We start from the raw sequence: 10,953 nt of genomic DNA on the forward strand, positions 1-10,953 counted from the left end.
CCTGAGCGGCGTAGGGTCGGACTCATGGCCACTGTCGCTGCGAACATCGTCAAGTCTCTGCACGCCAACGGGATCGACCGTGTGTACGGCATCCCCGGGGACTCCCTGAACGGCTTCACTGATGCCCTGCGCAAGGACGGCTCGATCCGCTGGGTGCACGTGCGCCACGAGGAGACAGCCGCCTTCGCGGCGGCAGCGGATGCCGCGACCACGGGGGAGCTCGCCGTGGTCGCAGGGTCCTGCGGTCCGGGGAACCTGCACCTCATCAACGGCCTCTACGACGCCAATCGCTCGCGCGTGCCCGTGCTGGCGATAGCCGCGCACATCCCGACAACGGAGATCGGCACCGGTTACTTCCAGGAGACGCACCCCCAGGAGCTGTTCCGCGAGTGCAGCGTCTACGTCGAGTACGTCGCGGACCCGCGCCAGATGCCTCGGTTGCTGGAGGTCGCGATGCGCGCGGCCATCGAGCGACGAGGTGTCGCAGTGCTCGTCATCCCCGGTGATGTGGCGCTGGCGCAGATCGAGGACGACCGGGCGACGGTCATCGAACGCGCCCGGCCCGTCATCGTGCCCGGCGGCGCAGAACTCGAGCGGGCTGCGACCCTGCTGAACGCCTCGAAGCGGGTCACGATCCTCGCCGGGGCGGGCGTCGAGGGCGCCCATGACGAGGTGATCGCGCTCGCCGACCGGCTGGGCGCTCCGATCGTGCACGCGCTGCGCGGCAAGGAGTTCATCGAGTACGACAACCCGTTCGATGTCGGGATGACCGGTCTGCTCGGATTCGCCTCCGGCTACCGGGCGATGGAGGCCGCGGACACCCTTCTCGTGCTCGGCAGCGACTTCCCGTACACGCAGTTCTATCCGGACGACGCCACGACGATCCAGGTCGACATCCGCGGCTCGCAGCTCGGCAAACGGCACCCGCTCGATCTCGGTCTCGTCGGCGACGTCCGTGCGACCGTCGATGCGCTGCTTCCGCGCCTGGCGGAGAACACCGACCGCGGCCACCTCGACGACGCCGTCGAGCACTACCGCAGGACACGAGCGAAGCTCGACGAGCTCGCTGTGCCGTCCAAGGGGGCGAATCCGATCCATCCGCAGTATCTCGCGCGGTTGGTGAACGAGCAGGCGGGCGACGATGCGATCTTCACCGCGGATGTCGGTTCTCCGACGGTGTGGGCCGCCCGGTACCTGACCATGACCGAGAACAGGCGCCTCATCGGGTCGTTCACGCACGGATCGATGGCCAACGCGCTGCTGCACGGCATCGGCGCGCAGGTCGCGCATCCCGACCGCCCGGTCATCGCCCTCGCCGGCGATGGCGGGCTCTCGATGATGCTCGGAGAGCTCATCACGCTGACACAGAACCACCTGCCCGTGAAGACGATCGTCGTGAACAACTCCTCGTTGAATTTCGTCGAGCTTGAGATGAAGGCCGCGGGATTCGTGACCTACGGCACGGAGCTGGTCAATCCGAGTTTCGCCGCGATCGCTGAGGCGATGGGGATCTTCGCGCGCCGGGTGGAACGCAGCGACGAGCTGGAGGATGCCGTGCGCGAGGTTCTCGCACACGACGGACCTGCGCTATTGGACGTCGTCACAGAGCGTCAGGAGCTGTCGATGCCGCCCGCGATCGAGGCGGCGCAGGTCAAGGGCTTCGCGCTCTACGCGATCCGCACCGTCATGTCAGGGCGTGGAGACGAACTGCTCGACCTCGCCCGCGCGAACTGGCGCCAGCTGTTCTGAGCGTCCGTCTCCGCCGGGGTCGGCGCGCATCGATGGCAATGCGGGAGGCGGGGGAGCGTCACGCCTCCGCGATCGCGCGTGCCTCCGCTGCTTCGGCGACGCGTCCGAGCGCCTCGAGCACGTCGCCGAGTTCGAGCGCGGCGACCTGGCGCAGCGGCGGGATCTCGACCGCGTGCTCGATCACGGTGCGGTAGATCGCAGCGGCATCCTCGCCTCGCTCGCTTCCTGCGAGCACACGCGCGGCGAACAGCTCTGAGCCTCCTGCTGCTCCGGCATCGCCGAGCGCGACGAATCCGTCCGCGGCGGTGAGGGCCGCAGCCACCGCCTCATCGACGCGGCCCATGCTCGCGAAGGCGCGAGCCCGTGAGTCGGTGACGTCCGCGAGCAGCCAACCGGCATCGTGCTGCGTCGCGAGCACGGCGACCTCGTCGAACAGGCCGAACGCGCGCTCGTCCTGCTGCCCCGCGTATGCCTGCCCGAGGTTGTGCAGCACATCGCTGAGCGCGCCGACAGCGTCCGGACTCCGGCGGATGATCTCCGCGGCGCTCTCCAGCAGCGCGATCGCGTCCTCGTGCTCGTCGAAGCGCGCGAGGATCTTCGCCTGCTCGCAGAGGGCCATGGCCTGATCAGGACCCTCCTCAGCGGCGCCGAACAACTCGGCGCCGTAGCCGAACGCGCCGACGGCCTGACCGAACTCTCCGGACGCGGCCAGCGAGCGAGCGAGCATCATGACCGTCATGGCGCGCGATCCGTCCGGGACCTCGGCTTCCTCCTCGCGGCGCAGCACGTCTCCGAACAGCTCGGCCGCTTCAGCGGCGTCGCCCGCTGAGAGCATGGCTCGAGCGAGGCGGAAGTCGATGCCGGACAGGTCGCCGCCCTCGCGTCCGACGAGGTGAGCGGCGGTCCGGTAGCGGGTCACAGCCTTGTCGGCGTCACCTGCGTCCTCCCAGAGTGCACCGGCGAGCAGGTGAGTCGCGGCCAGGGCCCCGTCTGCGCCCAGCCCGGCGAGCAGACGGCACGTCTCATCCGCGTCCGTCGCACCTGCGGCGAAGTTGCCCTGGCCGCCGCGGATGCGCGCACGGATCTCGAGGGCTCGAGCGCGATGCCCCTCGCCGAGGCTCTGCTCCGCCAAGAGGCGGTCGAGATGCCCGAGTGCGCGCTCGAGGCGTTCGCTCTGCAGCAGTGCGAACACGGCCAGCAGACTCGTGGAGTGCACCTGACGCGTATCGTCCGCCTCGGCGAATCCGCGGTGCGCGCGTTCGGCGAGATCGAGCGCGGCGTCGTACTCCTCGGCCTTCAGATGCAGCGAGGCGCGGCTGATCGCGAGGTCGCCGCGCGACCGGGGCGGCAACGCCGAGTCATCGGCCAGCTCGCGCTCGAGCGCGGCGACGGCATCCGGTGCGGCGTCCCCGAAAGTCGCCAGCTGGAGGCGCTCCTCGAGGTCGGCCTGAATGCCGTCGCCGGCGGTGCGCAGCGCCGCGATGCGGTCGGGCAGCGCGGACCTCGCCTCCTCCAGCCGGTCGCCGGCGACGAGGACCGCGACGCGCACGGAGTGCAGACGCGCCAGCTTCTCGGCATCCGTCACGCCGAAGGCATGCGTCAGAGCCGCCAGCGTCTCGGCCTCCGCGCCGTAGTCGGCCAGCTCGACCACGCGGTCGAACCAGGCCTCGGCGTCAGCGGGGAACGCGGCTGAGACGGGCTCGACGAAGGCATCCGAACGGATCGGGACCTCGAAGCTCGTGTCGGCGAGCCCGCGGAGCCGGCGCAGGCGCTCGGCGTGAGCGTCGCCGCCGTCGCGCGCGTCGAAGTCCTCGCCGATGCGCTGTGCGGCCGCCCAGCAGGCGGCGGACAGCGCGGCAGCCGACCAGACACCTTCGTGCGGGCCGAAGAACGGCAGCAGGGCGGCGCTCTCCGCGCCGCGCACAGGCGTCTCGCCGTGCCCTGCGGCCGTGACGCGATCCAACGCGAACGCGAATGCGCCGAGAGCGGTGAAGTGGGCATCCACGTTCAGGCCGTCGTGCGCGAGCCAGGGCAGGTGGCGTTCCACGAGCGAAAGGGCGCGGGCCTCGTTGCCGCTCACGGCGCAGAAGACGATGTTGTTCGCGACGATCGTGAGGTTGTCGGCGTTGTCCTTGGCAAGACGGTAGCTGCGCAGATGCGCGGTCTTGGCCTCATCGAGGCGCCCCGCGCGCAGGTACGGCAGCAGCACGCGGGAGAGAGCGTGCTCGGGCTCCTCGCCGCAGGAGAAGCCGCCCTCGATCATCTCCTCGACGAGGCGGATGGCCTCCGCATCGCGATCCGTGTCCACGAAGAAGCCGGCGATCTGGCTGCGACTGCAGGCATCGCAGTGGCTGTGCTCGTCGCGCGGAGTGGCCTCCAACTGCACGCGCAGCTTCTCGGCATCCTCGATGCGCCCGGCCTCCCAGGCATCCTCGAAACGCGCCGTGAGCACACCGCTCATGCCGAGTCCGGCCTGGCGGTAATGCGCCTCCATGTCGTCGAGCACGGCGGTGATCTGGTCCTGCGAGAACGCGGGGGACGAGCGCAGCGCCGAGGCCATCCACTTGAACTGCCACATCAGATCGGCGCCGCCGTTGTCGATATCAGCCGGGAAGCGGTTCGGGTCGGCGTCGTGGTGAGCCAGGCACCAGGCGAACGAGTTCAGCATCACGTCGGTCGCGCCGCCCATGTTCGCCGAGGCGGTCTGGCGCATCCGGATCTGGTATTCGAGGCGATCGTCGCCGATCTCCTGGGCCAGTGCCACCGCCTGCGCCACCAGGGACTGCTCAGCGGGGCCCCATGGTGTGCGATCGATCTCCTCGAGGAGCTGCTGGAACTGCTTCTTGGGACGTGCCATGGGAATCCTTCTGCGGTGCGGCGTTCAGCGGGCGTCGTCGATCGTGTCGACGTCGAGGCCGGCGGAGAGCGAGACGAGGTCCGCGAGTGCGGTGGTCATGAGCGTGCGATCGGCATCGGAGAGGGGGTGGTGGCCGGCCAGCAGCGCCTGGATGTAGAGCAGCTGGACGGTGCGGGAGAAGACGGCCTCGTCATGGACCCCCGTCAGCGAACGGACGACGCGGTTGGACCAGTTCAGGCACAGGCGCGCGCGCAGATCCTCCTCCCTGCCGACCGAGAGCGTGTCGTCGATGCGGGCGAGCACACCGCCCCACAGTGCTCCGGTGATGCCCTTCGTCCGGTTGCGATCCGCCGAACGCAGCACCTCGGGGTCGGCGACGTACAGGCCGGGCAGCGCGGACTGGTCGATCGATCGCACGACGACGGAGCAGTCGGATGCCGCGAGCACGACGCCGGCCCGATCCTCCAGCGCGACGGCGGCTGCGCGATCGTCCAGCGGCGGCGGATCCAGGCGGTCGAGCTCGCCGGTGACGTCGACCTTCTCGACCGTCACGTGCGGGTACAGGTCCGGGATCAGGCGGACGAGGTCGGCGTCGTAGAGATACCCGCCGTTGACCAGCACCTCTGCGCTCGGGGAGATGCCGGCGACCTGACGGAACTCGTCGACGGTCTCCGCGTATCGCAGGTGCCCGAACCGCTCGACGAGGTCGCCGATGCGCATGCTCCCGTGCGTGGTCTCGACCGTCAGCCAGCGGGTGATGAACGCCGCGAGCTCGTCGTCGTGACGGACGAGGGATTTGAGTCCGACCTCGTGGATCGCGACGAACTGGGCCAGGCGGTGCGGTTCGCGCAGGCCGAGCTCGAGGATCCAGCGCCGGATGCCGGCTCCGAGCTGCTCTCTGACCCGCTCCAGCGCGGCGTCCTCGACGAGCGATTCGCGGCTCGCCGTCGGCGCGAGACCGGTCGAGTCGATGACGGCTCTCACGAAGAACGCCCATTCGGGCAGGACATCGTCGGCGCGCTCGGACAGCAGCATCCGGCCCAGGTACATGCGCGTCGCCTGGCGGGAGCCGGGAGGAGGCGCGAAAGGCAGCACGTAGGCGAGGCCGCGGGTTCCGGTGGCGGGCTCCGTCAGCTCGATCGCATCCAGCGGAGACGCGCCGAGCAGATCCCTGCCGTACTGCACCGCGGCATCCGGGTCGCTCCTGGCATCCAGGAACGGAGCCGGACGTGTGATCTCCTCATCGCCGGCAGAGGTCTCCAGCACCACGCGCACCGGAAGGAACTCGCCGAACACGGTCGCCAGTTCGCGCACGGCGGCGGGGCGCAGCAGATCGTCCGCATCGAAGCGCGGAATCAGGTGCACGCTCGTGCCGATCGGAAGGTCTTCGTCGAGCTCGGCGACCTGGAAGGTGCCGTCCGAACTGCCGGTCCATTCCACACTCGCGCCGCCGCGCGCGCTGCGCGAGCGGATCACGATGGTGTCGGCGACCATGAAGCAGCTGAGCAGGCCGATCCCGAACTGGCCGAGATAGTCGCTGCGCGGAAGATCGAAGATGTCGCGCTTGGAGCTGCGCCCGACGGTCGCCAGGAGCTCCGCGACCTCGGTCGCGTTCAGGCCGACGCCGTCGTCGCGCACAACGAACTCGCCGGATGCCTCGGTGAGCGGCGTGATGCGGATCGTGCCGCCGGCGCCATCGACCTCGGAGCGCGCCGTGATGGCATCCCTGGCGTTCTGGAGGAGCTCGCGCAGATACACTCGAGGGCTCGAGTAGATGTGCCTGCTCAGCAGATCCACGACACCCCGCAGATCGACCTGGAACTGCTGGATGTCCCCGTGCAAAGCGCCCTCCCTCGACCGACTGACGAGCCTAACAGGCGGGGGTCGGTTCGCCGGGGCCCGCCGGATGCCCTACACTGGTGAGGCAGTTGTCTGCATTGTTTCGCCGTGCCCACGGGTGCAGAAGCGATGCGGATCCAGGGGCCATACGGTCTCTAGGGCGGTAGCTCAATTGGCAGAGCAGCGGTCTCCAAAACCGCAGGTTGCAGGTTCGATTCCTGTCCGCCCTGCGCGTCAGCGCCACGCTGGCACACGAAAGGTACATTCAGGATGGATCAGGACGAACCGCGCGGCGAAGTCGTCGCGGCAGGCGGCGCAGCGAGTGTCAAGAAACTCGGCTTCTTCGGCCGTATCGCGCTGTTCTTCCGTCAGGTCATCGGCGAGCTCCGCAAGGTCGTCACACCGACGCGCAAGGAGCTGTTCAAGTTCACCGGTGTGGTCCTCGTCTTCGTGGTGATCGTCATGGCCTTCGTCTACGGCCTGGACACCGCCTTCTCGTGGCTGACGGCTCAGGTCTTCGGGGTTCCGCAGTAAGAGCCCCAATCCCGCGGTTCGCGCCGCAGTGAATGGAAAGAAACAACGTGTCTGAACGATATTCCGACGACGCCGACTGGGCGACCGCAGCGGAGCAGTCCAGCGAGGACGACGAAGCCCAGGAGGGCAACGTCCTCTCCGCGCAGGAGGCCTCCGTCGTTCCAGCCGAGCATGTCGCCCTGCATGTCGAGGGCGATGACCAGGAGGACGACGACACGGATGACGACATCGACATCGACGACCCGGAGGCGGACGCGATCGTGAACGACGCTCTCAACTTGGATGAAGCAGCCGAATCAGAGGCAGCAGCCGAGGTCATCAACGACTCGGTGGCCGAAGAAGTGGCCGACCGTGAGGCGGCCGAAGCCGAAGAGGTCGCTCCCTACGACGGCCCCGACGTGAACGGCGACGAGGACGGCGCGGCCGTCGACGGCGACGAGGAGGCGGACCCTTACGAGGAGTTCCGTCTGGACCTGCGCATGCTGCCTGGCAAGTGGTACGTGATCCACTCCTACGCCGGGTTCGAGCGCAAGGTGAAGGCCAACATCGAGCAGCGCAAGTCGACGCTCGAGGTCGAGGACGACATCTACCAGGTCGAGGTCCCGATGGAGGACGTCGTCGAGATCAAGAACGGCCAGCGCAAGATGGTCACCCGAGTGCGCATCCCCGGCTACGTGCTGGTGCGGATGGAGCTCAACGAGGACACCTGGTCGGTCGTTCGCCACACGCCCGGTGTCACCGGCTTCGTGGGCAACGCTCACAACCCGACACCGCTGCGCTTCGAAGAGGCCTTCAACATGCTGAAGTCCCTCGTCGAGGTCAAGGACATCCCGACCGCGAAGAACGTCCAGTCCAAGGGCGGCGTCGCCGTGGCCCGTCCGGTCGCCGCAGAGGTCGACTTCGAGATCGGCGAGACCATCACGATCAAGGAGGGCTCGTTCGCGGGTCTTCCCGGTTCGATCAGCGAGATCAAGCCGGAGAGCGGCAAGCTCACCGTGCTCGTCTCCCTCTTCGAGCGCGAGACCCCGGTCGAGCTGTCGTTCGACCAGGTCACGAAGATGCTCTGACATTCGTCTCAGCAGAACGGCCGTCCCTTTCGGGGCGGCCGTTCTCGTTTGAGGACAGGATGCCGGTCAGCCGGCGTGCTGCGCCGCCCAGTGCGGGCTCTGGATCAGCCCGAGCAGATTGCCGAACGGGTCGCTGACCGATGCAGACCACCAGCCCTCTCCGCGCTGGGTGATCGGATCGAACACGGTCGCACCGAGTCCGATGAGTCGATCGACGCTCACCTGGATGTCGTCGACATGCATGCTGATCAGCGCGCCCCCCGGTTGTGAGAGCGCGGGGCGGAAGCGCGCGTCCATGAGCGCGAATTCGTCTTCGTCGTCGCCGAACCGCCATTCGGCGTACTGCGCGGGGCCCTGTTCGGGGCGGACGAAAGAGGGCGTCGCATCGAACACCGCGGTGTAACAACCGATCGCCTGATCCAGGCGCTGCTTCTTCTTCAGGGGCGCCCGCAGATCACCGCTGCCGAACTGGCGGCCGAGCTCGAAATCTCCGTGCCCACCGCACGCCGGGACCTCGAGGCCCTGGCGATGTCCGGCATCCCCTCTACCCGACACGAGGACGAGGCGGCGGGTGGCGTCTGATCGGCGGCGCGCGCACCGACCTGACCGGACTCACGGAGGGTGAGGCGACCGCTCTGCTGGTTGCGATCGCTCAGAGCACCGGATCCGACTCCGAGCGCGTCGCCGCGGTGCGCAAACTCGTTCGTGCGGTGCCGGAGTCGTTCCGCGACGGTGCGCTGCGCGTGGCGGCGGCGACCGTCAGGGACATGCCATGGGGAGAGGCGGATGATCACGCGGCGGCGACCGACCGCGCGGAGCTCCAACGAGCGATCGCTCGCACGCGGCAGGTGCGCATCGAGTACGACGGACAGCGCGGCCGGTCGGAGATCGACATCGTCCCGCTCGTCGTCGGCAGCCGCGGACCGACGTGGTATCTGCTCGCGGCCCCGCCGCTCGAGGACGGAATCGCCGACCTCACGCGTGTGCGCACGTACCGCCTCGACCGAATCCGCGCCCTGCGGACCCTGTCTTCTCGGGGAGGACCTCCTGACGACTTCGACAGCGGTCGCGCGTGGGCGGATGTGGTCCAGCGCGTCGAAGAGATGCGTGGGACGGTGCGCGCCGTGGTCGTCGTGCAGCACTGGGCCGTGCGCGCTCTGTGCGATCGCTTCGGCGCTCAGGCCAGGATGCTGGATCCGGATGCCGAAGGCGCAGCCCGCGTGGAGGTGAGTGCGCACGCCATCGACGCGCTGGCCGAGCAGCTGGCGGGCTGGGCCGGTGCCGCCGAAGCAGTCGAACCGCCCGAGGTGCGCGCAGCGCTGCGGGCGCTGGGGGAGCGGATCGTCGCGCTTTACCCGGCGGACATCGTGTGAGCGCAGCACTCGATCCGATCAGGTAGACTTGGCTGGTTTGTGTGCCGCTTTCGGCGTGCGCGCAGGCGACCACAGCCCGGAGATGCCGGGTCTGTGGGAGAAGCGGATGCTCAGGCATCCGATTCGATGAAAGGAAAGAGAATGGCACCGAAGAAGAAGGTGACCGGCCTGATCAAGCTTCAGATCAACGCCGGTGCAGCCAACCCGGCGCCGCCGATCGGCCCCGCGCTCGGTCAGCATGGCGTCAACATCATGGAGTTCTGCAAGGCGTACAACGCCGCGACCGAGTCGCAGCGCGGCAACGTCATCCCCGTGGAGATCACCGTCTACGAGGACCGCAGCTTCACGTTCATCCTGAAGACCCCGCCGGCCGCGGAGCTCATCAAGAAGGCCGCAGGCCTTCAGAAGGGCTCGTCCACGCCGCACACGGTCAAGGTCGGCAAGATCACGAAGGACCAGGTCCGTCAGATCGCCGAGACCAAGCAGGCTGATCTCAACGCGAACGACATCGAGGCCGCCTCGAAGATCATCGCCGGCACCGCCCGTTCCATGGGCATCACGGTCGAGGGCTGAGGAGAATAATCATGGCTACCAAGTCCAAGGCTTACAAGGCTGCCGTCGAGAAGATCGAGGCAGACCGTTTCTACACTCCCGCTGAGGCCGTCGCCCTGGCCAAGGAGACCGGCTCTGCGAAGTTCGACTCGACCGTCGAGGTCGCGCTGAAGCTCGCGGTCGACCCGCGCAAGGCCGACCAGATGGTGCGCGGCACCGTCATCCTGCCGCACGGCACCGGAAAGACCGCCCGCGTCATCGTGTTCGCCACCGGCCCCGCGGCCGAGGCTGCGATCGCGGCCGGCGCGGATGAGGTCGGCGGCGCCGAGCTCATTCAGAAGGTCGCCGACGGCTGGACCAACTTCGATGCGGCCGTCTCCACCCCTGAGCTCATGGGCCAGGTCGGTCGACTGGGCAAGGTGCTGGGTCCGCGTGGCCTGATGCCGAACCCGAAGACCGGAACGGTGACGCCGAACCCGGCGAAGGCCGTCGAGGAGATCAAGGGCGGAAAGATCGAGTTCCGCGTCGACAAGCACGCCAACGTGCACTTCGTCGTCGGCAAGGCGTCCTTCACCACCGAGCAGCTCAACGAGAACATCGATGCAGCGCTCGAGGAGATCGTGCGTCTGAAGCCGTCGAGCTCGAAGGGCCGCTACATCCAGAAGGGTGCGGTGTCGACCACGTTCGGCCCCGGCATCCCGCTGGACGTCAACGCCATCTGAGTCGACGACTCGCATCTTCGAAGGGCCTCCGCTCCGGCGGGGGCCCTTCGTCGTACTCCTGGATGCCGGCGATGAAGGCGAGGACGGATGCCGCGGGCCCCCGGAATCCGGCGCGACACGCCATGGGATCGCCCAGATTTGCCCGACCCCCGGATCCCGCGTAAGTTATTACTTGTTCGCCCCACAGGGAAGCGGAAAGGCCGAGTGCCTCACCCCCCTCAAGTGGAGAACCACCCCCGATTCCTTCTCTCTCTTGAGAG

General features: G+C 68.2%; 9 protein-coding genes and 1 tRNA gene. 8 read left to right on the plus strand and 2 right to left on the minus strand.

The window, feature by feature from the left end:
• Nucleotides 1-24: 24 nt before the first annotated feature.
• On the plus strand, nucleotides 25-1,749 hold the full coding sequence (poxB, locus tag ACFCYE_RS17280; protein ID WP_376180727.1) for a ubiquinone-dependent pyruvate dehydrogenase: 1,725 nt from the start codon (nucleotides 25-27) through the stop codon (nucleotides 1,747-1,749).
• Nucleotides 1,750-1,807: 58 nt separating this feature from the next.
• Here the strand turns inward: poxB and ACFCYE_RS17285 are convergent, their stop codons facing one another.
• Complete coding sequence (locus tag ACFCYE_RS17285) at nucleotides 1,808-4,606, minus strand: hypothetical protein (RefSeq protein WP_376180729.1); 2,799 nt, start codon at nucleotides 4,604-4,606, stop codon at nucleotides 1,808-1,810.
• A 24-nt stretch (nucleotides 4,607-4,630) separates the two neighbouring features.
• Nucleotides 4,631-6,448, minus strand: a complete 1,818-nt coding sequence (locus ACFCYE_RS17290) for an HSP90 family protein (RefSeq protein ID WP_376180730.1) — start codon at nucleotides 6,446-6,448, stop codon at nucleotides 4,631-4,633.
• Between the two features lie 154 nt (nucleotides 6,449-6,602).
• Between ACFCYE_RS17290 and ACFCYE_RS17295 the strand changes: the two genes are divergently transcribed.
• The 7 genes from ACFCYE_RS17295 to rplA all read left to right on the plus strand — a co-directional run bounded on the left by ACFCYE_RS17295 (nucleotide 6,603) and on the right by rplA (nucleotide 10,693).
• Nucleotides 6,603-6,675, plus strand: a tRNA-Trp gene (locus tag ACFCYE_RS17295).
• Between the two features lie 40 nt (nucleotides 6,676-6,715).
• Entirely contained in the window at nucleotides 6,716-6,979 is a 264-nt protein-coding gene (gene secE / locus ACFCYE_RS17300; protein ID WP_376180731.1) for a preprotein translocase subunit SecE, read from the plus strand.
• Nucleotides 6,980-7,026: 47 nt separating this feature from the next.
• The gene (gene nusG, locus ACFCYE_RS17305) at nucleotides 7,027-8,046 is read left to right on the plus strand and encodes a transcription termination/antitermination protein NusG (RefSeq protein WP_376180732.1); all 1,020 of its coding nucleotides are present in this window, start codon (nucleotides 7,027-7,029) and stop codon (nucleotides 8,044-8,046) included.
• A 468-nt stretch (nucleotides 8,047-8,514) separates the two neighbouring features.
• The gene (locus ACFCYE_RS17310) at nucleotides 8,515-8,628 is read left to right on the plus strand and encodes a hypothetical protein (RefSeq protein WP_376180737.1); all 114 of its coding nucleotides are present in this window, start codon (nucleotides 8,515-8,517) and stop codon (nucleotides 8,626-8,628) included.
• 107 nt (nucleotides 8,629-8,735) lie between these two features.
• Nucleotides 8,736-9,419 carry a helix-turn-helix transcriptional regulator gene (locus ACFCYE_RS17315; protein WP_376180734.1) on the plus strand — a complete coding sequence of 228 codons (684 nt, stop codon included), beginning with the start codon at nucleotides 8,736-8,738 and terminating at the stop codon, nucleotides 9,417-9,419.
• A 141-nt stretch (nucleotides 9,420-9,560) separates the two neighbouring features.
• Nucleotides 9,561-9,992, plus strand: coding sequence for a 50S ribosomal protein L11 (gene rplK, locus ACFCYE_RS17320; protein ID WP_376180735.1), 432 nt, complete (start codon nucleotides 9,561-9,563; stop codon nucleotides 9,990-9,992).
• Nucleotides 9,993-10,003: 11 nt separating this feature from the next.
• Nucleotides 10,004-10,693, plus strand: a complete 690-nt coding sequence (gene rplA / locus ACFCYE_RS17325) for a 50S ribosomal protein L1 (protein ID WP_376180736.1) — start codon at nucleotides 10,004-10,006, stop codon at nucleotides 10,691-10,693.
• Nucleotides 10,694-10,953 lie beyond the last annotated feature (260 nt).

Origin of the sequence: Microbacterium sp. NPDC056234 (assembly GCF_042267585.1) — a bacterium.
Classification (GTDB): Bacteria; Actinomycetota; Actinomycetes; order Actinomycetales; family Microbacteriaceae; genus Microbacterium.

Coding starts and splice junctions, on each gene's coding strand:
- rplK (WP_376180735.1), top strand. CDS start 9,561: ATGGCACCGAAGAAGAAGGTGACCGGCCTGATCAAGCTTCAGATCAAC.
- secE (WP_376180731.1), top strand. CDS start 6,716: ATGGATCAGGACGAACCGCGCGGCGAAGTCGTCGCGGCAGGCGGCGCA.
- rplA (WP_376180736.1), top strand. CDS start 10,004: ATGGCTACCAAGTCCAAGGCTTACAAGGCTGCCGTCGAGAAGATCGAG.
- ACFCYE_RS17285 (WP_376180729.1), bottom strand. CDS start 4,606: ATGGCACGTCCCAAGAAGCAGTTCCAGCAGCTCCTCGAGGAGATCGAT.
- poxB (WP_376180727.1), top strand. CDS start 25: ATGGCCACTGTCGCTGCGAACATCGTCAAGTCTCTGCACGCCAACGGG.